This is a genomic window from Streptomyces venezuelae, assembly GCF_008642315.1.
Lineage (GTDB): Bacteria > Actinomycetota > Actinomycetes > Streptomycetales > Streptomycetaceae > Streptomyces > Streptomyces venezuelae_D.
Genome location: NZ_CP029192.1, coordinates 2,549,856 through 2,576,664, shown reverse-complemented (window position 1 = coordinate 2,576,664; position 26,809 = coordinate 2,549,856). Strand labels below are relative to the sequence as shown.

Here is a 26,809-nt window from a genome sequence, read left to right as displayed (position 1 = left end):
GGATGCGGACAGGTGCGTGAATTACGGCGCGAGCCACGTGTCCGTGTACGTGTCGATCTCGGCGGCGATCCGCGCCTTGCCCGCCGGATCGAGGAAGGACGCCTCGACGGCGTTCTTCGCGAGGGCCGCGATACCGCGCTCGTCGAGGCCGAGGAGACGGGCCGCGACGGCGTACTCGTTGTTCAGGTCCGTGCCGAACATGGGCGGGTCGTCGGAGTTGATCGTGACCGTCACCCCGGCCTCGACGAACTGCTTGATCGGGTGCTCGTCGAGGGTGCTGACCGCGCGGGTCGCGATGTTCGAGGTCGGGCAGACCTCCAGCGGGATGCCGTGCTCGGCCAGGTGGGCGAGGAGCCCCGGGTCCTGTGCGGAGGTCGTGCCGTGGCCGATGCGCTCGGCGCCCAGGTGGATCAGGGCGTCCCAGACGGTCTCGGGGCCCGTCGTCTCGCCGGCGTGCGGGACCGAGTGCAGGCCCGCCGCGATCGCCCGGTCGAAGTACGGCTTGAACTGCGGGCGCGGCACGCCGATCTCGGGCCCGCCGAGCCCGAAGGAGACCAGGCCCTCGGGGCGCAGGCCGTCGGTGACGGCGAGCCGCAACGTCTCTTCGGCCGACTCGAGCCCGGCCTCGCCGGGGATGTCGAAGCACCAGCGCAGCACGGTGCCGAACTCGGCCTCCGCGGCCTTGCGGGCGTCCTCGATGGCCGCCATGAACGCGCGGTCGTCGATGCCGCGGCGCACGGAGGAGAACGGGGTGATGGTCAGCTCGGCGTAGCGGACGTTCTGCCGCGCCATGTCGCGGGCCACCTCGTAAGTGAGGAGGCGCACGTCCTCGGGGGTGCGGATCAGGTCCACGACGGACAGGTAGACCTTGATGAAGTGCGCGAAGTCCGTGAACGTGAAGTAGTCGGCGAGCGCCTCGGGGTCGGTCGGCACCGAGGAGTCGGGGTGCCGGGCGGCCAGCTCGGAGACGATCCGGGGGGAGGCCGAGCCGACGTGGTGCACGTGCAGTTCCGCCTTGGGCAGTCCTGCGATGAAGGCGTGCGGGTCTCTGGCGGGCGCGGCTGCGTTCTGCTGCTCGGTCACGGTTTCCTCCCCAGGAACGGGTTTGATCGGCTGATCGATGGGTCGGGGATCATCGTAGGCGGCGGTCGGCGCGGGTAAAGCGGGGGCCGTAGCATGACGGAACGTACGAAAGAGGTGACCCGTCATGTCCGCGAAGTCCGAGGACGACTCCGTGCCCGGGGTGGGTGGCGCGGATGGCGCGGGGGCGCCGGAGGAACGCGATCCCTGGGCGCCGCCCGCGGAGGACGGGTCGGCGAAGGACGCGCGGAGTGCGCCCGGAGCTCCGCTCGGGCCGCCGCCTTCGGTGCATGACCAGTGGACGGTGACGTCGATGCCGGGGGCCGTGCCGCAGCCGCCCGCGCCTCCGATGGCCGGTGGGCAGCCCGGTGTTCCGCCGGGTGTGCCGCCCGGCATGGGCAACCCCTTCGCGGCGCCCGGCGAGCCCGTGCCGCCGCCGCCCGTCTCGCCGGACGGGCCCGGGCAGATGCCGTACGGGCCACCGGGGCAGATGCCCTACGGGTACCCGGGCCAGGGCTATCAGGGGCCGGGATACCAGGGCCAGGGGTATCAAGGCCAGGGATATCAGGGCTTCCAGGGCTATCCCGGGTACGGCTGGCCCGCCATGCCCATGACCCCCGCGAACGGCATGGGCGTGAGCGCACTCGTCCTCGGGATCGTCGCCGCCGTCGGTTTCTGCCTGTGGCCGCTGGCGATCGTCCTCGGCATCCTCGCGGTGATCTTCGGCGCGGTGGGACGCGGCAAGGCGCGGCGGGGCGAGGCGACCAACGGCGGGCAGGCCCTCGCCGGGATCATCTGCGGAGCCGCGGGCATCGTCCTGGGCGTGGCGCTGCTGGTGATCCTCATCGTGGTGCCGGACGAGGACTCCGGCGCGGGGTCCACGCGGAACGATCGGGACGACTCGGGCTATTCGGCCGGTTCGGCCACCGGAACCGTCGGAATCACCCCCCGTACGTAGCCTCCGACTCGCCGAGCACCGCGGCGAAGTCCGCGGCGAGACGCCCGGCGTCCGCCGCCCCGAGCGCGGACGTGGTGATGCGCACGGCGGTGGGCGCGGCGATGCGGAACCGCGCCCCCGCGGCCACCCACCACCCGCGCGACCGCAACCCGTTGACCACCGCGGACTCGTCCCGCACGGGCACCCACACGTTCATCCCGCTCGCCCCCCGCGCCGCGATCCCGTGCCCCGCGAGCTCGCGGATCAGCGCCTCGCGCCGCTCGCCGTAGACACGCTCGGCCCGGTGCACCACCTCACGGGCCGCCGGGTCGGCCATCGTCCGCTCGACCGTCTCCTGCAGTACGTGGCTGACCCACCCCGAGGTGAGCAGCATCCGCCCCTCGTGCCTGGCCAGCGTGGTGGGGTCGCACGCGAGGGCCGCCCACCGCAGGTCGACGCTCAGGTGCTTGGAGACGGTCCGCACCTGCGCCCAGCGCGGGAGCCCGCCCGTGGCCAGTGAGTACGGGGCCGCCCCCGCGATCTCCGCGTTGTGGTCGTCCTCCACCACGAGCACGTCCGGATGCCCCGCGAGGGCGTCGAGCAGCGCGTCCCGCCGCTCGGCGGTGAAGTGGCCGCCCACCGGGTTCTGCCCCCGGGGACTGCACACCAGCGCCCGCGCGCCCGCCCGCAGCGCCCCGCGCAGCGCCTCCGGCCTGATGCCCTCGTCGTCGACGGCCACCGGCACCATGCGCAGCCCCAACGCCGGTACGAGGTCCAGGAGATGGTGGAAGCCGGGGTCCTCCACGGCCACCGTGTCGCCGGGTTTCAGCTCCACCGAGAGCAGCCGGGCCATGCAGTCGAGCGCGCCGTGCGCGAAGGTCACGCCGGAGTCGGGGACTCCGTCCCGCGCGAACCACTCCCGGGTCCGTTCCTCAAGGCCGGCGAGGCGCGGCGACCCGCGGTGCGAGCCGTTCACCGGCTCCACCCTGGCGGGCGGCAGCAGGACCGGCAGCAGTTCCGGATCCGGATGCCCGCCCGCCAGGTCGCGCACCCCCGGCGGCGCCTTCGGCGGCCTGCGGGTCCCGACAGCGGGGGCCTGCGCCACGACCGTTCCGCCCCGGCCGCGCGTCACGACGATGCCGCGCTGCCGCAGTTCCTTGTAGGCCGTCGCCACCGTGCCCGCGCTGACTCCCAGTTCGTCGGCGAGCCTGCGCACCGGAGGCAGCGCGGCGCCCGGCGCCAAGCCGCCGTCGGCCACGGCCTGTTCGACCGATGCGGTGATTCCCTTGGCGGTCGAGCCACTGATCACATATTGTGCTGCCACGTAAACAATTATGTACCGGTACAAAATTTCGCGTCAAGTCGACGTCGCCAAGTCGTCTGCCGGACAAGGGGGATGGGTGAGCCTCACTCGTAAGCGGTCCGCGCTGTACGCACGCATACCGGGAGGTGCCGACGGCCGCCGCATGCTCTGGATCGCCCTGATCAACAAGATGGGTACCGGTCTCTGGATGGGGGCGGCCGCCCTCTACTTCACCCTGATCACCGGGCTCTCCGTCGCCGAGGTCGGCGTGCTCCTGGGGGTCTCGGGCGCCGTCGGCATCGCGGGCGCGCCGCTCGCGGGTCACCTCGCCGACCGCTTCCCGGTCACCCGCATCCTCATCGGCGCCCAACTCCAGCAAGCAGTCGCGCTGTTGGCGCTGCTCACGACGGACGACTTCGCGCTGCTCCTGCTGTACTCCGCCGTCAACAGCCTCGCCGACCGCGGCGCCAACGTCCTCACCAAGCTGTACGCCGCCCGCATCGCGGGCCCGGACCGCACCAGGTACCAGGCCGTCCAGCGCACCGTCTCCAACGCGGGCTGGGCCATCGGCGGTCTGGCCGGCGCGCTGGCCCTCGCCGTCGGCACCACCCACGCCTACCAGGCGCTGCTCCTCGGCAACGTGGTCAGCTTCCTCGCCGCCGCGGCCCTCACCCCGCGCTGCGCCGAACCTCCGTCGCCGTCCCGCGTGGTCACCGCCTCCACGACCGCACGCGGACCGAGAGCCGCCCCTGGCACCCCGCCCTCCAACCCGTGGCGCGACCGCTCCTACCTGCTCTTCACCGTGACCGAGGCGGCCCTCTTCCTCGACGACGCGGTCCTCCAGGTCGGCATCCCGCTGTGGATCGTGCACGCCACGGACGCCCCGCACGGCCTCGCGCCGCTCCTCATGGTGCTCAACTGCGTGCTGGTCGTCTGCTGTCAGGTCCCGCTGTCCCGGTTCGGCAGCACTCCGGAGCGGGCCCGCGCGCTCCTGGTCCCCCTCGCGGCGTGCTTCGTCGTCGGCTGCGCCGCCCTGACCGCCTCCACGCTCGGCGGCACGGGGCTCGCCGTCGCCGCCCTCACGGTCGCCGCCATCGCCCTGACCTTCGCGGAGATACTCCACGCCGTCGCGTCCTGGGAGCTCTCGATCGCGCTCGCGCCCGGCGACGCCCAGGGCGCCTACCTCGGGGTCCACGGCCTGTCCTCGTCGGCCCAGCGCAGCGGCGGGCCGCTCCTGGTCACCGCGGTGATCGCGGCGGGCCCGCTCGCCTGGCCGGTCCTCGGCGCCGGGGTGATCGTGACGGTGGCGGCGCAGAGCCGTCTCGTACGGAGGCGGCTTGACCGGCAGGGCGACGGGGCCGGGGCGGGCGAGTCCGTGGCGGAGGACGCCGTGGTGGCCCCGCGCACCAGATGAGCAGCCCCGTCCCTCAGATCCGGCCCCGCGCCTCCATCAGCGCGAATCCCAGCAAGTTCGGCCCCCGCCACTTCTCGGGGTCCTCCGCGCGGGGGTCGTCGGCCGCCAGGCCGATGCCCCAGACGCGGTCCATGGGGCTCGCCTCGACCAGGACGCGCTCACCCGTGCCCACGAGGAAGTCCCGCAGCGCGGGGTCCGACGCGAACTTGTGCGTGCTGCCCTCGACCACGATGCCGAAGCGCTCGCGTGCCCATATCGCGTCGTCGAAGCCCCGGACGAGCCGTCCCGCCTTCTTCGCCTCGGCAGCCGTGCGGGCCGCGAGGGCCGCCCGCTCCGCGTCCGCGTCGTCGAAGAGGCGGGCCTTGGCCGCCATCATCCAGTGCTCCGCCGTCGCGTACTCCACGCCGTCCACCGTGAACGGCGACGGCCACCACTGACTCAGGCAGCTCGGGCCGAGCGTGCCGTCCCGCCGCGGGGTGTGGCCCCAGAAGCGCAGGTACGTCACCTTCTCGCCCGCGCGCACCGCGCCGACCAGCGCCTCCACCGAGTCGATCTTCGTCATGCACGCGAGTCTGGCACGCACCACTGACATTCCGTCCTGGGTTTTCGGGGTCGACTCGACACCTGGTCGACAGATTCCGTCGCGTAACCAAAAGGCAACAACGGAATCACTTGTTGGACTATCACTGCTCTGTCAGGATCGGCACTCAAATCGATCCGGAGCTACGCCGACCCCCGCGGGACGGGGCGGGCGGCGGAGGAGAGCGTCATGCACAACTTCCAGGCGCGGGACCACTTCGCGGACGGTGCGCAGTACATCGCCGGGCGGCTGACCAAGGGGACGTCCGGCGCCTCCCACGCGGTCGTCGACCCCGCCACGGGCGACGAGGTCTACACGTACGAGCTGGCCGGGGCCGACGACGTCGACGCCGCCGTCGCCGCGGCCGCCGAGGCGTTCCCCGGCTGGGCGGGCGCCACCCCGGGCGAGCGTTCCGACGCCCTGCACCGGTTCGCCGGCGTCCTCGCGGAGCGTGCCGAGGAGATCGCGCAGGCCGAGTCGCTGCAGTGCGGCAAGCCGATCAAGCTGAGCCGCGAGTTCGACGTCCCCGGGACCGTCGACAACGCAGCCTTCTTCGCGGGCGCGGCCCGGCACCTCCAGGGCCAGTCGGCCGGGGAGTACACCGGCGACCACACCTCGTACGTACGCCGTGAGCCCATCGGCGTCGTCGGGTCCATCGCCCCCTGGAACTACCCCCTCCAGATGGCCGCCTGGAAGGTCCTCCCGGCGATCGCCGCGGGCAACACCATCGTCCTCAAGCCCGCCGAGCTCACCCCCTTCACCTCCCTCCTCTTCGCGCAGGCCGCCACCGAGGCCGGCATCCCCGACGGCGTCGTCAACATCGTCACGGGCGCCGGGAAGGACGCCGGTGAGCACCTCGTCGGGCACCCCGACGTCGCCATGACGTCCTTCACCGGGTCCACCGGCGTCGGCAAGCGCGTCGCCGAGATCGCCACCGCCACCGTCAAGCGGCTGCACCTGGAGCTCGGCGGCAAGGCGCCCTTCGTCGTCTTCGACGACGCCGACCTCGACGCCGCCGTGCACGGCGCGGTCGCCGGCGCGCTCATCAACTCCGGGCAGGACTGCACGGCCGCCACGCGCGCGTACGTGCAGCGCCCCCTCTACGAGGCCTTCGTGCAGGGCGTCGCCGACCTCATGGAGAGCGTGCGGCTCGGTGACCCGTTCGACCCGAGCACCGACATGGGGCCGCTCATCTCGCACGCGCACCGCGACCGCGTCGCCGGGTTCGTGGACCGGGCCCGCTCCTACGCGCGCGTGGTGACCGGCGGCGAGGCGCTCCAGCACCCCGGCGCGTACTACAAGCCGACCCTGATCGCCGACGCCGCCCAGGACAGCGAGATCGTGCAGTCGGAGATCTTCGGCCCCGTCCTCGTGGTGCTGCCCTTCGACAGCGACGACGAGGGCATCCGGCTCGCCAACGACACCCCCTACGGTCTCGCCGCCTCCGCCTGGAGCCGCGACGTGTTCCGCGCCAACCGCGCGACCCGCGACATCAAGGCGGGCTGCGTGTGGGTCAACGACCACATCCCGATCCTCAGCGAGATGCCGCACGGCGGTTACAAGGCGTCCGGCTACGGAAAGGACATGTCCGCGTACTCCTTCGAGGAGTACACGCAGGTCAAGCACGTCATGTTCGACAACACCGCGGTCGTCCGCAAGGACTGGCACCGCACGATCTTCGGGGACCGGTAGTCACGCAGCCACGTCGTCGCGGGCCGCGTGACCGGCGGCCGCCTTCCTCCCGAAAGGGCAACCACGCGCATGGAGCAGTACGAGCCACACCGCCTCAGTCCGGCCCAACTGGCCGCCATGCACCGCAGCTACCGGAACGGCAGGGCCGCCCTGACCCGCCGTACCCTGCTGCGCGCCTCCACGGGCGGCGCGCTCGCGATCGGCGGCCTCGGGGCACTCAGCGCCTGCGGCATCCCCGCGGCGGGCAAGAGCCAGGGCGAGGTCTCGTCCGACGACCACTCGGCGAAGGAGAAGCGCGTCAGCTTCTCCAACTGGACCGAGTACATGGACGTCGACGAGAAGGACGAGAACCGGCGGCCCACCCTGGACGCGTTCACGAAACGCACCGGGATCACGGTCAAGTACACCGAGGACATCAACGACAACGTCGAGTTCTTCGGCAAGATCAAACCGCAGCTCGCCGCGGGCCAGGAGACCGGACGCGACCTCATCTGCGTCACCGACTGGCTGGCCGCCCGGCTCATCCGCTTCGGGTGGGTCCAGAAACTGGACCCGGCCAACCTGCCGCACGCGTACACGAATCTCTCCGCCCAGTTCCGTGACCCGGACTGGGACCCCGGCAGGTCGTACTCGTATCCCTGGACCGGCATCTCCACCGTCATCGCGTACAACAAGAAGGCGACCGGCGGCAGAGAGATCACGTCGGTGTCGCAGCTGCTCGATGACCCGAAGCTGAAGGGGCGCGTCGGGTTCCTCTCCGAGATGCGCGACACCGTCGGCATGACGCTCATCGACATGGGCAAGGACCCCGCGGACTTCACCGACGACGACTTCGACGCGGCCATCGCCCGCCTCCAGAAGGCCGTCGACAAGAAGCAGATCCGGCGCTTCACCGGCAACGACTACACGTCCGACCTCGCCAAGGGCGACATGGCGGCCTGCCTCGGCTGGGCCGGCGACATCGTGCAGCTCCAGGCCGACAGCCCCGACGTCGGCTTCCACATCCCCGACCAGGGCTACATCACGTCCACGGACAACCTGCTGGTCCCGAACAAGGCACGGCACAAGAAGAACGCCGAGCGGCTCATCGACTACTACTACGAGCCCGAGCCCGCGGCCCGCCTCGCCGCGTACATCAACTACGTCTGCCCGGTCGACGGGGTACGGGACGCGCTCGCGAGGATCGACGCGGACGCCGCGTCGAATCCGCTGATCATCCCCGACAAGGAGATGAAGGAGAAGTCCCGGGCGTTCCGGTCGCTCACGCCGAAGGAAGAGACGGCGTACGAAGAGAAGTTCGCGAAGCTGACCGGCGCGTGACGCTCCGGCGGACGAGGCCGCTTCTTGCCTGCGGGCCCGTCTTCTTGCCTGCGGGCCCGTCGTGGCTCGTCGCGCCCCACGGCGGAGCCGCACATGTCACAGCCCCGCGCCCCTGAACGGCACCTCCCGTTGCCCCTCGACTCCCCCCTGGACCACACCATGACCTCTGCTCAAGAAACCGGCGGCGACGTCCGTCTCGCCGGGATCAGCAAGACCTACGGCTCCTTCACCGCCGTGCGGCCGCTCGACCTCACCGTGCCGCAGGGCTCGTTCTTCGCCCTGCTCGGCGCGTCCGGCTGCGGCAAGACCACCACGCTCCGCATGATCGCGGGCCTGGAGGAGCCCAGTTCGGGGACCGTGCACCTCGGCGACCAGGACGTCACGGCCCTGCCGCCGTACAAGCGGCCCGTGAACACGGTCTTCCAGTCGTACGCGCTCTTCCCGCACCTGGACATCTTCGAGAACGTCGCCTTCGGGCTGCGCCGGCGCGGCATCAAGTCCGTGAAGGGCCAGGTCGGCGACATGCTCGACCTGGTGCAGCTCGGCGAGCACGCCCGCAAGAAGCCGCACCAGCTCTCCGGCGGCCAGCAGCAGCGCGTCGCCGTCGCCCGCGCCCTCATCAACCACCCCAAGGTGCTCCTCCTCGACGAGCCGCTCGGCGCCCTCGACCTGAAGCTGCGCCGTCAGATGCAGCTGGAGCTCAAGCGCATCCAGACCGAGGTCGGCATCACCTTCGTGCACGTCACGCACGACCAGGAGGAGGCCATGACCATGGCCGACACCGTGGCCGTGATGAACGGCGGCCGCGTCGAGCAGCTCGGCGCCCCCGCCGACCTGTACGAGAACCCGCGCACGACGTTCGTCGCGAACTTCCTCGGCACGTCGAACTTCATCGAGGCGGATGTCGATGCGCGCAGCGGTGACGACATGGTCGTCAAGGCGGGCGACTGCAAGCTGACGCTGCCCGTCGCACGATGTAGCGGCCCCACCGCCACGGGCGGCAAGGTCCTCGTCGGTGTGCGCCCGGAGAAGATCTCCCTCAGCCACGCCGACGACGCCGGACAGATCCCCGGGGGCCGCAACCGCATCACCGGACGCATAGCCGACAGCAGCTTCATCGGCGTATCGACGCAGTACGTCGTCCGCAGCCCCGTCTGCCCCTCCTTCGAGGTGTACGCGCAGAACATCGAGCGCGACACCCGCCTCGTCCCCGGCGCCGAGGTCGTCCTGCACTGGAACCCCGCCCACACCTTCGGCCTCGACGCCTCCCAGGACGTCGCGGCGGGCGTCGAGAAGGTCGAGGAGGACGCCTCCGCATGACCACCGTGACCGACGCACCACCGCCGACGGCGCCCGCTCCCGAGGAGCCACCCGCGCGCAAGCCGCGCAGGCGAGGGCGGCTCGTCCCCTACTGGCTGCTGCTCCCCGGCATCCTCTGGCTGATCGTCTTCTTCGCGCTGCCGCTCGTCTACCAGGCGTCGACCTCCGTGCAGACCGGCTCCCTCGAAGAGGGCTTCAAGGTCACCTGGCACTTCGCCACCTACTGGGACGCCCTGACCGACTACTGGCCGCAGTTCCTGCGCTCGGTGCTCTACGCGGGCGCCGCCACCGTCCTGTGCCTGCTGCTCGGCTACCCGCTCGCCTACCTCATCGCGTTCCGCGCGGGCCGCTGGCGCAACGTCATCCTCGTGCTGGTCATCGCGCCGTTCTTCACCAGCTTCCTGATCCGTACGCTGGCGTGGAAGACGATCCTCGCCGACGGCGGCCCGGTCGTGGGCGCCCTCAACTCCCTGCACGTCCTCGACGTCACCAGCTGGCTCGGCATCACGGCCGGCGACCGGGTCCTCGCCACACCGCTGGCGGTGATCTGCGGACTCACGTACAACTTCCTGCCGTTCATGATCCTGCCGCTCTACACCTCGCTGGAGCGCATCGACAGCAGGCTGCACGAGGCCGCGGGCGACCTCTACGCCAAGCCGTCCACCACGTTCCGCAAGGTGACGTTCCCGCTCTCCATGCCGGGCGTCGTCTCCGGAACGCTGCTCACCTTCATTCCGGCGGCCGGTGACTACGTCAACGCCGACCTGCTCGGATCCACCGACACCCGCATGGTCGGCAACGTCATCCAGACGCAGTTCCTGCGCATTCTGGATTACCCGACGGCCGCCGCACTCTCCTTCATCCTCATGGCCGCCATCCTCTTCATGGTGACCTTCTACATCCGCAAGTCGGGGACGGAGGATCTCGTCTGATGGCCGCCTTCTTCCGCTGGCTCCGGCGCAATGCCATCGTCATCGCGGGCCTGCTGACGCTCGCGTACCTGCTCCTTCCGAACATCGTCGTCACGGTCTTCTCCTTCAACAAACCCAAGGGCCGTTTCAATTACTCGTGGCAGGAATTCTCGCTCGACGCGTGGCAGGACCCGTGCGGTGTCGCCGACATGTGCGGATCGCTTTCGCTGAGCCTGCAGATCGCCACCTGGGCGACGATCGGCGCGACCGTGCTCGGCACGATGATCGCCTTCGCGCTCGTGCGCTACCGGTTCCGCGCGCGCGGCGCCATCAACTCGCTGATCTTCCTGCCGATGGCGATGCCGGAGGTCGTCATGGCCGCCTCGCTGCTCACGCTGTTCCTCAACATGGGCGCGCAGCTCGGCTTCTGGACGGTCCTCATCGCCCACATCATGTTCTGCCTCAGCTTCGTGGTGACCGCCGTCAAGGCGCGCGTCATGTCGATGGACCCGCGCCTGGAACAGGCCGCCCAGGACCTTTACGCCGGTCCCGTGCAGACGTTCCTGCGGGTGACGCTGCCGATCGCCGCACCCGGCATCGCGGCGGGCGCGCTGCTCGCCTTCGCGCTCTCCTTCGACGATTTCATCATCACGAATTTCAACGCGGGCTCGACTGTGACCTTCCCCATGTTCGTCTGGGGATCGGCACAGCGGGGCACGCCCGTTCAGATCAATGTGATCGGTACGGCGATGTTCCTCGTCGCCGTCCTGCTCGTGCTCTCCGGAATGCTCATCGGCAAACGCCGCAACAAGCAGCCCCGGTAATACCCGGCACTGCCCGGTAACACCTGAAGGAGTGGAAATCATGGCCCCTGGTGCCATGACCCGTTTCACCGAGTCCCTCTCCGGCGCCAAGCCGGTGTCGTTCTGGCTGGACGACCCCGGCAGGCCCGCCCCCGAGCCCGCCCTCACCGGCGACGAGCGCTGCGACCTGCTCGTCGTCGGCGGCGGGTACAGCGGCCTGTGGACCGCGCTCATCGCCAAGGAGCGCGACCCGGAGCGCGACGTCGTCCTCGTCGAGGGCCGCGAGGTGGGCTGGGCCGCGTCCGGCCGCAACGGCGGCTTCTGCGCCGCCTCCCTCACCCACGGCATCGCCAACGGCCTGTCCCGCTGGCCCGGCGAGATCGCGCAGCTGGAGGAGCTCGGCGCCCGCAACCTCGACGAGATCGAGGCGGCCGTCAAGCGGTACTCCATCGACTGCGACTTCGAGCGCACCGGCGAGATCGATGTCGCCACCGAGCCGCACCAGATGGCCGAACTCCGCGAGATGTACGAGGAGATGGCGGAGCACGGACTGGCCGGGGGCGCCGAGCTCCTGGACGCGGACGCGCTGCGCGAACACGTCGACTCGCCGACCTTCCTCGGCGGCCTCTGGGACCGCGAGGGCGTCGCCATGCTGCACCCGGCGAAGCTGGCGTGGGGCCTGAAGCGGGCCTGCCTGGAGAAGGGCGTACGCGTTTACGAGCACACGCCCGCGCTGGAACTGGCCTCCTCGGGCGCGGGCATGGCCATCCGCACGCCGTACGGCCGGGTCTTCGCCCGCCACGTCGCCCTCGCGACGAACATCTTCCCCTCGCTGGTCAAGCGCCTGCGCCCGTACACCGTGCCGGTCTACGACTACGCGCTGATGACCGAGCCGCTGACCGACGAGCAGCTGGCGGCGATCGGCTGGAAGAACCGCCAGGGCCTCGGCGACAGCGCCAACCAGTTCCACTACTTCCGGCTCTCCGCCGACAACCGCATCCTGTGGGGCGGCTACGACGCGATCTACCCGTTCGGCGGGAAGGTGCGCGCCGAGTACGACGACAGGCCCGCGACGTACGCGAAGCTGGCCGGGCACTTCTTCACCTGCTTCCCGCAGCTGGAGGGGGTCCGTTTCACCCATGCGTGGGGCGGCGCGATCGACACGTGCTCGCGGTTCTCGGCGTTCTTCGGCACGGCCCACAAGGGGCGCGTCGCGTACGCGGCGGGCTACACGGGCCTCGGCGTCGGTGCCTCGCGGTTCGGCGCCGACGTGATGCTCGACCTGCTCGCGGGCGAGCGGACGGAGCGCACCGAGCTGGAGATGGTGCGGACGAAGCCGCTGCCGTTTCCGCCCGAGCCGTTCGCGTGGACCGGTGTCGCGCTGACCAAGTGGTCGCTGGCCCGCTCCGACGCGAACGGCGGCAGGCGGAACCTCTGGCTGAAGACGATGGACAAGCTGGGCCTCGGCTTCGACAGCTGAGGCGTGCGGCCGTGACAACTGGCCGCCGAAACCCGCGTAATGCTCCGGCCCGTGGCCTCTCTCCCCTGTGACGCGCATGTTGCCGCACAGGGAAGGAAGGTCCTGCCATGACTGGCTCGGGTGACTCGGGGGAGAGGTCGGCGATCGACTGGCTGGTGTCGGTGGCACCGGAACCGGACGCCTGCCGCTGGGAGTGGGAGCGCAACCCCTTGGGGGTCGCGCTCCTGCCGGCGGGGAGGCGCTGGGACGTGCTGATCCTGCCCGGTGAGCTCGGCTACCCCACGCTCGACGTGCTGACCCGCTGCGTCGACCGGCCCGGCCCCGTGCTCGCCGACTTCGGCGACGAACGCATGGGGTTCTTCGTGCCGCCGGGCACGGTCTCGCGGTGGCTCGGCACGGGGGTGCGGGGAGCGGGGCGCGGCACCTGGGTGGTCGTGCCCTATCCGGGCCGGGCCGCGGGCGGCGTCCGCTGGCTGGTCCCGCCGGACGGCTCGGGGACGCTGACCGACCCCGGGGTGCTCGAACTCGCGATGCACGAGGCGGCCGCACGGCTGGCGGGCGACGGTCACGACGGCGGGACGTGAGCTGCCGGAAACCTTGACAACTCAATTGGTCTGGACCAAGTTATGCGCGACCCGCCCTCCAATCCCCCCATGCCCGGAGGCAGTTGTGGATCGCTCTTCGTTGCCCCGAACCAGCCCCGCGAGCCGCGTGAGACGTGCCGCAGTGGTCGCCGTCGCGGCCTGCGCGCTCGCCGCGTCCGGCCTGCTCTCGACCCGTGCGACGGCGGCCCCCGAACCCCGGGACGCCGGACCACGGGCCGCGGGACCGTCCGTCGCCGCCGACCACGCCCTCGTCGGCTATCTGCACACCAGCTTCGCCAACGGCTCCGGCTACACCCGGCTCGCCGACACCCCCGACAGCTGGGACATCATCGACCTCGCCTTCGGCGAACCGACCTCCGCGACCTCCGGTGACATCCGCTTCGGCCTCTGTCCCAGGACGGAGTGCCCGAACGTCGAGACGAAGGACGAGTTCAAGGCCGCGGTGAAGGCCAAGCAGGCCGCGGGCAAGAAGGTCCTGATATCCATCGGCGGCCAGAACGGCCAGGTCCAGCTCAAGACGGCGCAGGCCCGCGACACCTTCGTCGCCTCGGTCTCGAAGATCATCGACGAGTACGGGCTCGACGGCCTGGACATCGACTTCGAGGGCCACTCGCTCTCGCTCGACGCCAACGACACCGACTTCAAGAACCCGAAGACCCCGGTGGTCGTCAACCTCATCTCCGCGGTGAAGACCCTCAAGGCCAAGTACGGCGCCGGCTTCACGCTCACCATGGCGCCCGAGACCTTCTTCGTGCAGCTCGGGTACCAGTTCTACGGCACCGGCAAATGGGGCGGTCAGGACCCGCGCGCGGGCGCGTACCTGCCCGTCATCCACGCCCTGCGCGACGACCTGACGCTGCTCCACGTCCAGGACTACAACTCGGGCCCGATCATGGGCCTCGACAACCAGTACCACTTCATGGGCGGCGCGGACTTCCACATCGCGATGACCGACATGCTGCTCACCGGCTTCCCCGTGGCGGGTGACAAGAACAACGTCTTCCCGCCGCTGCCGCCCCAGAAAGTCGCCATCGGCATGCCCGCCTCCGTCAACGCGGGCAACGGCCACGTGTCCACGGGCGAGGTCAACAAGGCCCTGGACTGCCTCACCAAGGGCAGCAACTGCGGTTCGTACAAGCCCCACGGCACCTGGCCGGACCTGCGCGGCCTCATGACGTGGTCGATCAACTGGGACCGCTTCAACAACTGGGAGTTCTCGAAGAACTTCGACCGGTACTTCGGCTGACCGGCGCCGTCCGGCCGACCAACAGCACCATCGCCAGCAGCAGCACCGCGGCCAGGCACCAGCTCGCCACCACGTCCAGCGGCCAGTGGTAGCCGCGCCGCACGAGCCCGAACCCGACCGCCACGTTCAACAGGCAGCATCCGATGACCAGTTCGCGGCGGCCGTACGCGCCACGGAGCAGCGGCAGCAGGAGCAGCGCCGCCACTCCGTAGGCGACGGCGGCCGTCGCCGCGTGGCCGGAGGGGTAGAAGCCGCCGTCGCCCGCCATGCCGGGCGGGCCGGGGCGGTCGATGACCGCCTTCAGCGGTGCGACGAGCACGGGCACCGCGGCCATCGCGACGAGCGCGGCGACCGCGGGCAGCCACCACCGGAACGCACCGCCGCGCCGCGCGCGCCACGCGGTGTACACGGCCACGGCGACCAGCACCGGCACGGCCACCGTGGCGTTGCCGAGGTCGGCGAGGAACTCGGCGGCACCGTCCGGCAGTCGACTCCCGGCGAGGGCGCGCGCCGCACGCTCGTCGGCGCGGCGCAGCGGTCCTTCGACGACGACCTGCCAGGTGAGCAGCGCGAAGAGGACCACGCACAGCGAGAGGGCGAGGGCCGGCCGCCGCGGGGCCGGGGTTGCGGACATGCGCCACAGCCTGACACGGCACGAGGTCCGGACATGCCGAAGGGCCGGCACAAGGGGGGGAGTGTGCCGGCCCTTCGGTGGCCGACCGGCCCGGACTGTCCGAGGGGACCTGCTCACGCGGGTCCGTCGGGGGGAGTCTCCGAAGCGGTCTTCCGGATCGGGGGTCCGCGCGCCCCGGGGGGTGTGGGGCGAGCGGCCGTCCGATCGGTGAGGAGTTCCGGAGCCAAGAGCTCCGGGTGTGTGCGCTAGGGCACGACCAGGACGAGGCTGGGGAGGCTCCGTCGTGGTGCCGCCCACAGTCCCCTGTGAGCGGGTGTTTCTCTCATCTGCAGAAACCGTACGGCAGCGGATGGCGGGCCGACAGACGGAACAGCAACCCGTCATGGGGCCCGCACACCTTCTTCACACGCCCCGACGGTCACGCCCGGTGCGGGAGGCGTCCCTCCGGGCGATCGCGGCCGCTCAGACGCGGGCGAACGCACCCTCGATGATGTCCAGGCCCTCGTTCAGCAGGTCCTCGCCGATGACCAGCGGCGGCAGGAAGCGCAGCACGTTGCCGTACGTGCCGCAGGTCAGCACGAGCAGGCCCTCGGCGTGGCAGGCCTTGGCCAGCGCGGCGGTCGCCTCGGGGTTCGGCTCCTTGGTCGTACGGTCCTTGACCAGCTCGATGGCGATCATCGCGCCGCGACCGCGGATGTCGCCGACGATGTCGAACTTCTCCGCCATGGCGGTCAGCCGGGTCTTCATGACCGACTCGATGTGCTTCGCCTTGGCGTTGAGGTCGAGCTCCTTCATGGTCTCGATGGCGCCGAGCGCACCGGCGCAGGCCACCGGGTTGCCGCCGTAGGTGCCGCCGAGGCCGCCCGCGTGCGCGGCGTCCATGATCTCGGCGCGGCCCGTCACGGCGGCGAGCGGCAGACCGCCCGCGATGCCCTTGGCGGTGGTGATGAGGTCCGGGACGATGCCCTCGTCCTCACAGGCGAACCACTGGCCCGTACGGCAGAAGCCGGACTGGATCTCGTCGGCCACGAAGACGATGCCGTTGTCGTTGGCGAACTTCACGATCTCGGGCAGGAAGCCCTTGGCCGGCTCGATGAAGCCGCCCTCGCCGAGCACCGGCTCGATGATGATCGCGGCGACGTTCTCGGCGCCGACCTGCTTGGCGATCATGTCGATGGCCTGCTTGGCGGCCTCGGGGCCGGCGTTCTCGGCACCCGTCGGCCAGCGGTAGCCGTACGCCACCGGCACGCGGTAGACCTCGGGGGCGAACGGGCCGAAGCCGTGCTTGTACGGCATGTTCTTGGCGGTCAGCGCCATCGTCAGGTTGGTGCGGCCGTGGTAGCCGTGGTCGAAGACGACGACGGCCTGGCGCTTGGTGTGCGCACGGGCGATCTTGACGGCGTTCTCGACGGCCTCGGCACCGGAGTTGAACAGCGCCGACTTCTTCTCGTGGTCACCCGGCGTGAGCTCCGCCAGCGCCTCGGCGACGGCGACGTAGCCCTCGTACGGCGTGACCATGAAACAGGTGTGGGTGAAGTCCTGGAGCTGGGCGGAGGCCCGGCGCACGACGGCCTCGGCGGAGGCGCCGACGGACGTCACGGCGATACCGGAACCGAAGTCGATCAGACGGTTGCCGTCGACGTCCTCGATGATGCCGCCGCCCGCGCGCGCGGCGAACACGGGCAGCACGGAGCCCACGCCACCGGCGACCACGGCGGTACGGCGGGCCTGCAGCTCCTGCGACTTCGGACCGGGGATGGCGGTGACGACGCGGCGCTCCTGCGGAAGGGCAGTCATGAGGGGCTCCTGTTGCTGACGGGGGTGGGGCGACGATACGGACGCTCTACTGCTTTCTTCGCAGGTTAGGGGCGGCGCCAGGGGGTGGGCATGCTCCATGGGGGAGTCGTTCGGCGTGGCGGTTGTCCGTGGTGGACATAGCGGAGGGCTCATCGCCGGGCGCGTATCCGGTGAGCTCGCCCCGCAGGGGCACTAGATTGACCCGCGAACCAGGAGAGCGGCAGGCCAGGGGGCAAGAATCGTGGATTCCGACGGCACGCAGGACGCGCAGGGCACGCATGCGACGCCGGTGCCGCGCCCGGCGTCGCCTCCGCAGGGGGCCGTACCGCCCGCGCCCGCACAGCGGTCGCAGAGCGCGCCGGGCCCGGCGGCCGGTCTGCCGCCCCGGCCCGCGCAGGCCCCCGGAGCGCCGCCGCTGCCCGACGGAGCCGCCTTCCTCGCCTGGCTGCGCGCGCCGCGCCCCGCCGCCCTGCCCGGCATCTGGCGGTTCGCGCACAAGCCGCGGCCGGAGCTCGAGCCGGAGATGGTCCCGACGCGGCAGCTGCTGAGCGGCGCCCTGATCTCGTTCCTGGTCGGCTGGCTGCTCTGGTCGCTGCTGTGGAACGGGTACCTCGGCGGCTGGTGGGTCCTGCCGATCGAGCTGTTCCTGCCCGACGCCTGGCTGTACACCGGCGACAAGGTCGGCAACGCCGTCGTCTGGTACGGCTACTACACCCTCATCGCGTTCGCCATCATGATCGGCGTCGGCAGGCTCGGCCGCTGGGGCGAGGTCTGGCGCCGCTTCGTCGCCCCCCGGCTGCGCCGCCCGGACGCGCCCCCACCGCCGCCCGCCCCCGAGGAGGACCCCGCCCGCTGGCCGCAGCTGCGGGCCGCGGGTGCGGAGGCCGCCGCCGACCGGCTCGCCGCCGACGCGCGGGCCGGGCTGATGCGGGACGTGGACCACGCCCGGATCGCGCGGGCCTGGCGGTCCGTGCGCGCCGGGCGCAGCCCGCTGCACGTCTTCACCGACGCCGTCGTGCGCGACGGCGCCCGCGCCTGCCCGCACCCCTCGGGCGACCGGGACCTGCCCGCGCGGGCCGCCCGCCACGACCTCGCCACGGCGCAGGTGCGCCTCGGGACGACGGCCGACGACCCCCGCAACCCCTACGCCTACCGGAGCACCGGGCTCGCCCTCGGCCCCGACCTGCTCGGCACCTCCCTGCTCGCCGTCGGCCCCGGCGGCTCCGGCAAGACCGCCCGCGTGGTGTGGCCGCTCGCCGAGTCGCTGTGCCTGGGCGCACTCGCCGGGCGGGCCGCCGTGGTGGTCGTCGGGGCGGCGGGCGCGGGGCTCGGGCCCGCCGAGGACTACGACGTGGTGGTACGGATCGGGCAGCCCGACTCCGTGTACGACCTCGACCTGTACGGCGGCACCAACGACCCGGACGAGGCCGCGGCCGTCCTCGCCGAGGCCCTCGTCGGCGACCTCGTCGACCCGCACCCCAGCGGTGACAGCCGCCGCTCCACGACCTGCCTCGCCCAGCTCCTCGGCCCCTTCCTCGCCGTCCACCGGCGCTTCCCCTCGGTGCCGGAGCTGCGCGCCCTGCTCGACGGGTCGCCCGGCCCGCTCGCCGCCCTGCGCAAGGCACTGCAGTCGGCGGGGCAGGACGCGATGATCAGGGAACTCGACGCCCGCGAACGCCAGTTGGGCCACCCCGGCGACCCGGGCGCGGTCCTCGCCGACCGCATCGCGCTCCTGGACCGCCCCGCCTTCGCGCCGTTCTTCGACACCTCGGGCCGCAGCACCCCGTTCTCGCTGCGCGCCCTCGACCACCCCGTACGGGTCCGCATCGACCTCCCCGAGCGCGGGCACGCCGACGCCTCGCGGATCCTGGCCCGGCTCGTCCTCGCCCAGTTCACCGCGGTCGCCGCCGGACGCGAGGACCGCTCGCTCTTCGCCTGCCTCGTCCTGGACGACGCGTCGGGCACGGTCACCCCGGAATCCGTACGCCGGGTCCAGCGACTGCGGTCCGCCAACGCGGGCGTCGTCATGACCCTGCGTACGCTCGACGACGTACCCCGTCCGCTGCGCACACCGCTGCTCGGCGCGATCGGCTGCCGCATGGCGCTCTCCGGGCTCACGCCGTGGGACGGCCAGGACTTCGCGGAGGTCTGGGGCAAGGAGTGGACGGAAGCGCGCGATGTGACGGACCGGCAGATCATCGCCGAGACCCCACTCGGCAAAACCGTGCACATGCTGCGCCGTGTCATCACCGGCAACGCGCCGACGGCCCGCGCCGTCACCGTCCGTCAGGTCGAGCGTGAACGCTGGTCCGCGTCGGAGCTGGCACACGGGGTGCCGCCGGGGCACGCGGTGCTGTCCCTGACGGACGTACGCGGGGAGCACGCGCCCCCGCTCCTGGTGGACCTGCGCTCCTGAAGCGGCGCGGGGCCCGGCCTGAAGCGGCGTGGACGGGGCACCCGGAAGGTCCGGCGCGGAGAACGCGCCGGACCACACGTCCCCGGATCACACGTACGGGGAGTTCGGTCTCTGCGGCACCGTACGGTGAGGCAGAATCGACACAGGTCGTTCATACGGACCGGCCAAAAGATCCACATCCGGCGCCCGCGAACCGGGGGCCGGGAAACCGACCCGCCCCGCCTGCCGCAGACCTGAAGGTCCCATGCCGCCCACGCTCGCCTCGCTCGTCCACCACTCCGCGCTCAAGCTGACCGTGCGCGCGGGCGAGGAACGCCTGGACGCCCCCGTGCGCTGGGCGCACGCCAGCGAGCTCGCCGACCCCGTGCCGTACATGGAGGGCGGGGAACTCCTCCTGATCACCGCGCTCAAGCTGGACGCGGAGGACCCGGACGCCATGCGGCGCTACGTGAAGCGGCTGGCCGGCGCCGGGGTCGTCGGCCTCGGCTTCGCCGTCGGCGTCCACTACCCCGACATCCCGCGCGCCCTCGTCGACGCCGCGACCGACGCGGACCTGCCGCTCATCGAGGTGCCGCGGCGCACCCCGTTCCTCGCCATCAGCAAGGCCGTGTCCGCCGCCATCGCCGCCGAGCAGTACCGCGCCGTGACGGCGGGCTTCGCCGCCCAGCGCGAGCTGACGAAGCAGGCGCTGAGCGACGGTCCCGAGGGACTGCTGCTCGCCCTCGCCGGGCAGGTCGACGGGTGGGCCGCGCTGTACGACGCGTCGGGCGCCGTCGTCGCCGCCGCGCCCGAGTGGGCCAACCGCAGGGCCGCGCGGGTCACCGCCGACGTGGAGCGCCTCAGGGAGCGCCCGGCGCCCGCCAGTTCCGTCGTCGCCGGCGCCGAGGACCGCGTGGAGCTGCACTCGCTCGGCACGGGACGCAGGCCGCGCGCGGCGCTCGCCGTCGGCACGGCGTCGACCCTCGGCACCGCCGAACGCTACGCGGTCCACTCCGCCATCGCCCTCCTCACCCTCACCACCGAGCGCTCCCGCTCCCTGCACGCCGCCGAACAGCGGATCGGCGCGGCGGTCCTGCGGATGCTGCTGGCCGGGGAACCCGACCACGCACGCACCGTGGCCGGCGAGCTGTACGGCGGCCTCCTCGACGCACCGTTCCGCCTCGTCGTCGCGCAGGTGGCGTCCGCGTCCGCGGCGCGGGTGCGGGCGGGCGCGGAGGACAACGGAGCGGGCGATGCGCGGCCCGGCACCGCGTCCGCCGCGGTGCTCGCCGCGGTGGCCGACGCCTCCGGGAACGGTGACCCGCTCGCCGGACTCGTCGACGTCGTCGAGGCGGCGGCCGCGCGCTCCGGCGAAGCGCTGCTCGTCGTCCCGTACGGGGAGCGGCTCGTGCTGCTCGTCGTGGACGGCGGCGCGGGTGTGCGGGCGTGCGCGGAGTACGCGGCGGCGCTGGAGGCGGGCCGGGGAGCGGCGGGACGTGACGCCACCCCCTCCGGGGATGAGGGCGAACTGGTGATGGGCCTGTCCGCCCCGGCCGGACCGATCGCCGCGGCGACGGCGTACAAGCAGGCGGAACAGGCGCTGTCCGTCGCGCGGCGGCGCGGCCGGGCACTCGTCGAGCACGAGGAACTCGCCGCGGGGTCCGTCCTGCCGCTCCTCGCGGACGACGCGGTGCGGGCGTTCGCGGACGGCCTCCTCCGCGCGCTGCACGAACACGACGCGACGGGCCGTGGCGACCTGGTCGCCTCCCTCCGCGCCTGGCTCTCCCGCCACGGCCAGTGGGACGCGGCGGCGGCCGACCTGGGCGTCCACCGCCACACCCTCCGCTACCGCATGCGCCGAGTGGAAGAAATCCTCGGCCGCTCCCTGGACGACCCAGACGTCCGCATGGAGCTCTGGCTCTCCCTCAAGGCAACATCCACAAACACGGACTGACGCCACCCGCACCTCGCCAGGGGCGGGGGTGCCTGATCAGGGGCGCGAGGAACGGCGCGCCAAGCCCCCACCGGCCGGCAGGAGAACACACCCGCCCCGGTGCGGGGCAACGGCAAAGGCCGGGGGGCGCCTGATCAGGGGCGCGGGGAACTGCGCGAAAACCCCCACCGGCCCGCGGCCAAGGACGAAGGCCCCCCTACCCAGGGGCGCGGGGAACTGCGCGAAACCCCCCACCGGCCCGCGGCCAAAGAACGCCCCCGGCGGGCCGACGCCCCGCGACACATACAGAGCGGCACAAGGCCCCCGGCCAGTACTCCGCGTAGGACAAACGCCGCCGCCCCCACGTACCCCTACCGTGAGGAACGTACGTACCCCCCCCAAGACACACCACCGCGGAAGGGCCGGGAATCGACATGACTTCCATCCACGCCTTCTGGCTCGCCGGTCGCCAGACCACCGGCGAGACCACGTTCGACGTCACCTCGCCCTGGGACGGCCGGGTCGTCGGCAAGGCCGCCGTACCGACCGACGCACAGGTCGAGGAAGCCGTCGCCGCCGCCCACGCCGTGCGCGACGAGTTCGCCGCCACCCCCGCCCACGTCCGCGCCGCCGCCCTCGCCCACGTCTCGAACCGCCTGGTCGAGCGCACCGAGGAGATCGCCCAGCTGATCTCCGCCGAGAACGGCAAGCCGATCAAGTGGGCCCGCGGCGAGCTCGGCCGCGCCGTCTCCGTCTTCCGGTTCGCCGCGGAGGAAGCCCGCCGCTTCAACGGCGGCGAGGCCCAGCGTCTGGACACCGACGCCGGCGGCCAGGGCCGCCTCGCCCTGACCCGCCGCTTCCCCAAGGGCGTCGTCCTCGGCATCGCGCCGTTCAACTTCCCGCTGAACCTCTGCGCGCACAAGATCGCCCCGGCCATCGCCGTCGGCGCGCCGATCATCCTCAAGCCGGCCCCGGCGACCCCGCTCTCCGGTCTGATCCTCGGCGAGCTGCTCGCCGAGACCGACCTGCCCGCCGGTTCGTGGAGCATTCTGCCGGTCGCCAACGACAAGATGCCCGCCCTCGTCCAGGACGAGCGGATGCCGGTCATCTCCTTCACGGGTTCCGAGAAGGTCGGCTACGCGATCATGGACTCGGTGCCGCGCAAGCACTGCACCCTGGAGCTCGGCGGCAACGGCGCGGCCGTCGTCCTCGGCGACTACTCCTCCGACGAGGACCTCGACTGGGCCGCCTCGCGCATCGCCACGTTCTCCAACTACCAGGGCGGCCAGTCCTGCATCTCCGTGCAGCGGGTCATCGCGGACGCGTCCGTGTACGACCGGCTCGTGCCGCGCGTGGTCAAGGCCGTCGAGGCCCAGGTCACCGGCGACCCGTCCGACCCGGCGACCGAGGTCGGCCCGCTGGTCAACGAGGACGCCGCCAAGCGCGTGGAGTCCTGGGTCGACGAGGCCGCGAAGGCGGGCGCCAAGGTGCTCACGGGCGGCAAGCGCGACGGCGCCGCCTACGCGCCGACCGTCCTCGCCGACGTACCGGCCGACGTCACCATCGCCTGCGAGGAGGTCTTCGGTCCCGTCCTCACCCTGAAGAAGGTGGACGGCGAGGCCGAGGCGTTCGACGCCGTCAACGACTCCAAGTACGGCCTCCAGGCGGGCGTCTTCACGCACGACCTCCAGACCGCCTTCCGCGCGCACCGCGCCCTGGAGGTCGGCGGCGTGGTCATCGGCGACGCGCCCTCCTACCGCGCCGACCAGATGCCGTACGGCGGCGTGAAGCAGTCCGGCGTGGGCCGCGAGGGCGTCCGCTTCGCGATGGACGACTACACGTACGAGCGCGTCATGGTCCTGACGGGCCTCGCCCTGTAGGACAGAGCGTCCCGAGTCCGACGGCCGGAGCCCACTGTGCGGGGGCTCCGGCCGTTGTCGTACGCCCTGGCCCCAGGGCCTGCCTGGTGGTCGTGACACCAGGCTCCGCACGCTCTCCCCACCCGCCGCACCGCGCCGCCACCGTAGAGGGCATGGACCGACACACCACCCTCGTCACCGGCGCGACCCAGGGCCTCGGCCGCGGCATCGCACTCGACCTCGCCGCCCGCGGCCACGCCGTCCTCCTGCACGGCCGCGACCGCGCCCGCCTGGACGCCGTCGCCGCCGAGGTGCGGGAGCACGCCCCGGGCGCCCCCGTCCGCACCTACCTCGCCGATCTCGCCGACCTCGACCAGGTGCGCGCGCTGGCCGCCGAGATCGCCGCCGCCGAACCCCGGCTCGACGGGCTCGTCAACAACGCCGTCGCGGGCGGCGGTGCCGAACCCCTCCGGCGGGAGTTCAGCGCGCAGGGGCACGAGCTGCGGTTCGCCGTGAACCACCTCGCCCCCTACGCCCTCGTCCGCGCACTGCTGCCCCTGCTCACCGCGTCCGCGCCCGCCCGCGTCGTCAACGTCGCCTCGATCGGACAGGAGGCGGTCGACTTCGACGACGTCATGCTGGAGGACGGCTACGAAGGGCTGCGCGCCTACTGCCGCAGCAAGCTCGCGATGATCATGGCGACCTTCGAACTCGCCGTCGAGCTGGAGGGCACCGGCGTCACCGTGAACGCCCTCCATCCGGCGCACCTCATGGACACCGAGGGCGTGCGGGCGTACGGCCTCGACCCGCTCGTCGGCGTCGACGAGGGGGTGCGCCCCACCGTGCGGCTCCTCGTCGACCCCGAACTCGGCGGCACGACCGGCCGCTACTTCGACCAGTACACCGACGCCCGGGCCCACGAGCAGGCGTACGACACCGGGGCCAGGGCCCGCCTGATGGAGCTGACCCACCGTCTCCTCGGCCTCCGCCGGGGGAGCGAAGGCTGCGCGAGGACTGGTAGGAGCGGGGCGAATCGGGTACCAACGATCCAGTAGCACCAGTCAGTAACCGACCGGGTCACGATCGGGCCGACCGGCCCGACGGCCCCACTCCGCGGCGAGGTGAGCTCCTCATGTCCGCACCAACCCCCAAACCGTCCGTGAGCGAACGCGAGGCCCGGCAGGTCGCCGAGGCCGCCCGCGAACAGGACTGGCGCAAGCCGAGCTTCGCCAAGGAACTCTTCCTCGGCCGATTCCGTCTCGACCTCGTCCACCCGCACCCGATGCCGCCCGACGAGGACGCGCAGCGCGGCGAGGAGTTCCTCGCCAAGCTCCGCGACTTCTGCGAGACGAAGATCGACGCGGCCCGCATCGAGCGCGAGGCGAAGATCCCCGACGAGGTCCTCAACGGCCTCAAGGAGCTCGGCGCCCTCGGCATGAAGATCGACACGAAGTACGGCGGGCTCGGTCTCACGCAGGTGTACTACAACAAGGCCCTTGCCCTGGTCGGCTCCGCCAGCCCCGCGATCGGCGCGCTGCTCTCCGCGCATCAGTCGATCGGCGTACCGCAGCCCCTGAAGATCTTCGGCACCCAGGAGCAGAAGGACGCGTTCCTGCCCCGCTGTGCCCGTACCGACATCACCGCGTTCCTGCTCACCGAGCCCGACGTCGGTTCGGACCCGGCGCGTCTCGCGACGACGGCGGTGCCCGACGGCGACGACTACGTGCTGGACGGCGTGAAGCTGTGGACCACCAACGGCGTCGTCGCGGATCTGCTCGTCGTCATGGCACGGGTGCCGAAGTCCGATGGCCACAAGGGCGGCATCACCGCGTTCGTCGTCGAGGCGGCGTCCGAGGGTGTGACGGTGGAGAACCGCAACGCGTTCATGGGGCTGCGCGGCCTGGAGAACGGCGTGACCCGCTTCCACAACGTGCGGGTCCCCGCCGCGAACCGCATAGGAGCCGAGGGTGCGGGCCTCAAGATCGCCCTGACCACGCTCAACACCGGGCGGCTCTCGCTGCCCGCCATGTGCGTGGGCGCGGGCAAGTGGTGTCTGAAGATCGCCCGCGAGTGGTCGGCCGCGCGTGAGCAGTGGGGCAAGCCCGTCGCGTTCCACGAGGCGGTCGGCTCGAAGATCTCCTTCATCGCGGCGACGACCTTCGCGCTGGAGGCCGTGCTCGACCTCTCCTCGCAGATGGCCGACGAGGACCGCAACGACATCCGCATCGAGGCGGCCCTCGCCAAGCTGTACGGCTCCGAGATGGCCTGTCTGATGGCCGACGAGCTCGTCCAGATCCGCGGCGGCCGCGGCTTCGAGACCGCCGAGTCCCTCGCGGCCCGCGGCGAACGCGCCGTCCCCGCCGAGCAGATCCTGCGCGACCTGCGTATCAACCGCATCTTCGAGGGCTCCACCGAGATCATGCACCTGCTGATCGCCCGCGAGGCGGTGGACGCCCACCTGAAGGTCGCGGGCGACCTCATCGACCCCGACAAGACCCTGTCCGACAAGGCGAAGGCGGGCGCGCGGGCGGGCGGCTTCTACGCCAAGTGGCTGCCGAAGCTGGTGGCGGGGCCCGGTCAACTCCCGCGGTCGTACGCCGAGTTCCACCCCGACGGGCACCCCGACCTCTCCGGCCATCTGCGCTACGTGGAGCGGGGCGCCCGCAAGCTGGCCCGCTCCACCTTCTACGCCATGTCCCGGTGGCAGGGGAAGATGGAGTCCAAGCAGGGCTTCCTCGGCCGTGTCGTCGACATCGGCGCCGAGCTGTTCGCGATGAGCGCGGCGTGCGTGCGCGCCGAACTCCTGCGCACCACCGAGGACCACGGCCGCGAGGCGTACCAACTGGCCGACGCCTTCTGCCGCCAGTCCCGCATCCGGATCGAGGAGCTCTTCGGCCGGCTGTGGACCAACACCGACGACCTGGACCGCAAGGTCGTCAAGGGCGTCCTCTCGGGGACGTACACCTGGCTGGAGGAAGGGGTCGTCGATCCCTCGGGGGACGGTCCGTGGATCGCGGACACCGCGCTGCCGGACACACCGCGGCCGGATGTGCGCAGGGTGATCAAGGAAGGGTGACCGGGCAAGGGGGGAGCCGTCAGCCGAGCGCCGGCTGGTGCAGGGCCGCGAGCGCGCCGTCGATGGCGCGCGGCTGCGGCTTCCCCGAGGCGTCCGGCTTGTTCCACCGCATGAGGTTGACGGCGAAGGTCATCTGACGCCGTCCGTCGGCACTGGTCAGGGACGTCGTTCCGGCGCCCCGGACCGTGCCCTCGTGCCCCCGGTACACGCGGCCGCCCGGGCCCTCGATCCGTGTCAGACCGAGGCCGTAGTCGAGCGTCTTGCTGCCGTCCAGCGCGCGCACCCGGCCCGTGCGCCGCATCCGGTCGCCGTCGCCGGGATCGTCCGCCGTCCGTCGCGCATTCCGCCTGGAAGACGCGCCGCCCGGCGCAAACCCCGGGAAATCGTTTGGCGCGGGGGAGCGGTGCTCCTACCGTGGCCCGGT

The 26,809-nt window shown here is 71.9% G+C and carries 20 protein-coding genes and 1 pseudogene; 15 read left to right on the top strand and 6 right to left on the bottom strand.

Features of this window, described 5'->3' with window-relative positions:
- Window positions 1-21 precede the first annotated feature (21 nt).
- Window positions 22-1,083, bottom strand: a complete 1,062-nt coding sequence (locus DEJ48_RS10625) for an adenosine deaminase (protein ID WP_150215910.1) — start codon at window positions 1,081-1,083, stop codon at window positions 22-24.
- A 124-nt stretch (window positions 1,084-1,207) separates the two neighbouring features.
- On the opposite strand from DEJ48_RS10625, the gene DEJ48_RS10620 reads away from it, so the two are divergent.
- Complete coding sequence (locus tag DEJ48_RS10620) at window positions 1,208-2,038, top strand: DUF4190 domain-containing protein (protein ID WP_190537318.1); 831 nt, start codon at window positions 1,208-1,210, stop codon at window positions 2,036-2,038.
- Here the strand turns inward: DEJ48_RS10620 and DEJ48_RS10615 are convergent.
- Window positions 2,022-3,341: an aminotransferase class I/II-fold pyridoxal phosphate-dependent enzyme gene (locus DEJ48_RS10615; protein ID WP_150215909.1), complete on the bottom strand. Its 1,320-nt coding sequence runs from the start codon at window positions 3,339-3,341 to the stop codon at window positions 2,022-2,024. The two genes, DEJ48_RS10620 and DEJ48_RS10615, sit on opposite strands and share 17 nt — an antisense overlap.
- Window positions 3,342-3,417: 76 nt before the next feature.
- On the opposite strand from DEJ48_RS10615, the gene DEJ48_RS10610 reads away from it, so the two are divergent.
- Window positions 3,418-4,734 (top strand): MFS transporter, encoded by a 1,317-nt coding sequence (locus DEJ48_RS10610; protein ID WP_317850909.1) that lies wholly within the window; start codon window positions 3,418-3,420, stop codon window positions 4,732-4,734.
- 13 nt (window positions 4,735-4,747) lie between these two features.
- Here the strand turns inward: DEJ48_RS10610 and DEJ48_RS10605 are convergent, their stop codons facing one another.
- Complete coding sequence (locus DEJ48_RS10605; RefSeq protein ID WP_150215908.1) at window positions 4,748-5,326, bottom strand: NADAR family protein; 579 nt, start codon at window positions 5,324-5,326, stop codon at window positions 4,748-4,750.
- Between the two features lie 177 nt (window positions 5,327-5,503).
- On the opposite strand from DEJ48_RS10605, the gene DEJ48_RS10600 reads away from it, so the two are divergent.
- The 8 genes and pseudogenes from DEJ48_RS10600 to DEJ48_RS10565 all read left to right on the top strand — a co-directional run.
- Window positions 5,504-7,006 (top strand): gamma-aminobutyraldehyde dehydrogenase, encoded by a 1,503-nt coding sequence (locus DEJ48_RS10600; RefSeq protein WP_150215907.1) that lies wholly within the window; start codon window positions 5,504-5,506, stop codon window positions 7,004-7,006.
- A 69-nt stretch (window positions 7,007-7,075) separates the two neighbouring features.
- The gene (locus DEJ48_RS10595; RefSeq protein WP_150215906.1) at window positions 7,076-8,326 is read left to right on the top strand and encodes a spermidine/putrescine ABC transporter substrate-binding protein; all 1,251 of its coding nucleotides are present in this window, start codon (window positions 7,076-7,078) and stop codon (window positions 8,324-8,326) included.
- A 159-nt stretch (window positions 8,327-8,485) separates the two neighbouring features.
- Window positions 8,486-9,646 carry an ABC transporter ATP-binding protein gene (locus DEJ48_RS10590; RefSeq protein WP_150215905.1) on the top strand — a complete coding sequence of 387 codons (1,161 nt, stop codon included), beginning with the start codon at window positions 8,486-8,488 and terminating at the stop codon, window positions 9,644-9,646.
- Window positions 9,643-10,578, top strand: a complete 936-nt coding sequence (locus tag DEJ48_RS10585) for an ABC transporter permease (protein ID WP_150215904.1) — start codon at window positions 9,643-9,645, stop codon at window positions 10,576-10,578. The genes DEJ48_RS10590 and DEJ48_RS10585 overlap by 4 nt, the downstream gene beginning before the upstream one ends.
- The gene (locus tag DEJ48_RS10580) at window positions 10,578-11,381 is read left to right on the top strand and encodes an ABC transporter permease (RefSeq protein ID WP_150215903.1); all 804 of its coding nucleotides are present in this window, start codon (window positions 10,578-10,580) and stop codon (window positions 11,379-11,381) included. The genes DEJ48_RS10585 and DEJ48_RS10580 overlap by 1 nt, the downstream gene beginning before the upstream one ends.
- 40 nt (window positions 11,382-11,421) lie before the next feature.
- Complete coding sequence (locus DEJ48_RS10575) at window positions 11,422-12,840, top strand: NAD(P)/FAD-dependent oxidoreductase (protein ID WP_150215902.1); 1,419 nt, start codon at window positions 11,422-11,424, stop codon at window positions 12,838-12,840.
- Between the two features lie 107 nt (window positions 12,841-12,947).
- Window positions 12,948-13,424 carry a hypothetical protein gene (locus DEJ48_RS10570; protein WP_150215901.1) on the top strand — a complete coding sequence of 159 codons (477 nt, stop codon included), beginning with the start codon at window positions 12,948-12,950 and terminating at the stop codon, window positions 13,422-13,424.
- A 259-nt stretch (window positions 13,425-13,683) separates the two neighbouring features.
- Window positions 13,684-14,691, top strand: a pseudogene (locus tag DEJ48_RS10565) (chitinase); the annotation flags it as partial.
- Here the strand turns inward: DEJ48_RS10565 and DEJ48_RS10560 are convergent.
- Both DEJ48_RS10560 and gabT read right to left on the bottom strand, forming a co-directional pair.
- Entirely contained in the window at window positions 14,645-15,325 is a 681-nt protein-coding gene (locus tag DEJ48_RS10560; protein WP_317850908.1) for a phosphatase PAP2 family protein, read from the bottom strand. The pseudogene DEJ48_RS10565 and the gene DEJ48_RS10560 overlap by 47 nt on opposite strands.
- A 462-nt stretch (window positions 15,326-15,787) precedes the next feature.
- Window positions 15,788-17,122, bottom strand: a complete 1,335-nt coding sequence (gene gabT / locus DEJ48_RS10555) for a 4-aminobutyrate--2-oxoglutarate transaminase (RefSeq protein WP_150215898.1) — start codon at window positions 17,120-17,122, stop codon at window positions 15,788-15,790.
- A gap of 241 nt (window positions 17,123-17,363) precedes the next feature.
- On the opposite strand from gabT, the gene DEJ48_RS10550 reads away from it, so the two are divergent.
- The 5 genes from DEJ48_RS10550 to DEJ48_RS10525 all read left to right on the top strand — a co-directional run bounded on the left by DEJ48_RS10550 (window position 17,364) and on the right by DEJ48_RS10525 (window position 26,385).
- The gene (locus DEJ48_RS10550) at window positions 17,364-19,538 is read left to right on the top strand and encodes an ATP-binding protein (RefSeq protein WP_150215897.1); all 2,175 of its coding nucleotides are present in this window, start codon (window positions 17,364-17,366) and stop codon (window positions 19,536-19,538) included.
- 244 nt (window positions 19,539-19,782) lie between these two features.
- Entirely contained in the window at window positions 19,783-21,471 is a 1,689-nt protein-coding gene (locus tag DEJ48_RS10545) for a PucR family transcriptional regulator (RefSeq protein ID WP_150215896.1), read from the top strand.
- 413 nt (window positions 21,472-21,884) lie between these two features.
- Window positions 21,885-23,330 (top strand): aldehyde dehydrogenase family protein, encoded by a 1,446-nt coding sequence (locus DEJ48_RS10535; RefSeq protein ID WP_150215894.1) that lies wholly within the window; start codon window positions 21,885-21,887, stop codon window positions 23,328-23,330.
- Window positions 23,331-23,482: 152 nt separating this feature from the next.
- Window positions 23,483-24,364, top strand: coding sequence for an SDR family NAD(P)-dependent oxidoreductase (locus DEJ48_RS10530; protein WP_150215893.1), 882 nt, complete (start codon window positions 23,483-23,485; stop codon window positions 24,362-24,364).
- 77 nt (window positions 24,365-24,441) lie between these two features.
- On the top strand, window positions 24,442-26,385 hold the full coding sequence (locus tag DEJ48_RS10525) for an acyl-CoA dehydrogenase family protein (protein WP_150215892.1): 1,944 nt from the start codon (window positions 24,442-24,444) through the stop codon (window positions 26,383-26,385).
- 19 nt (window positions 26,386-26,404) lie between these two features.
- Here the strand turns inward: DEJ48_RS10525 and DEJ48_RS10520 are convergent, their stop codons facing one another.
- Window positions 26,405-26,686 carry a hypothetical protein gene (locus DEJ48_RS10520; protein WP_150215891.1) on the bottom strand — a complete coding sequence of 94 codons (282 nt, stop codon included), beginning with the start codon at window positions 26,684-26,686 and terminating at the stop codon, window positions 26,405-26,407.
- Window positions 26,687-26,809 lie beyond the last annotated feature (123 nt).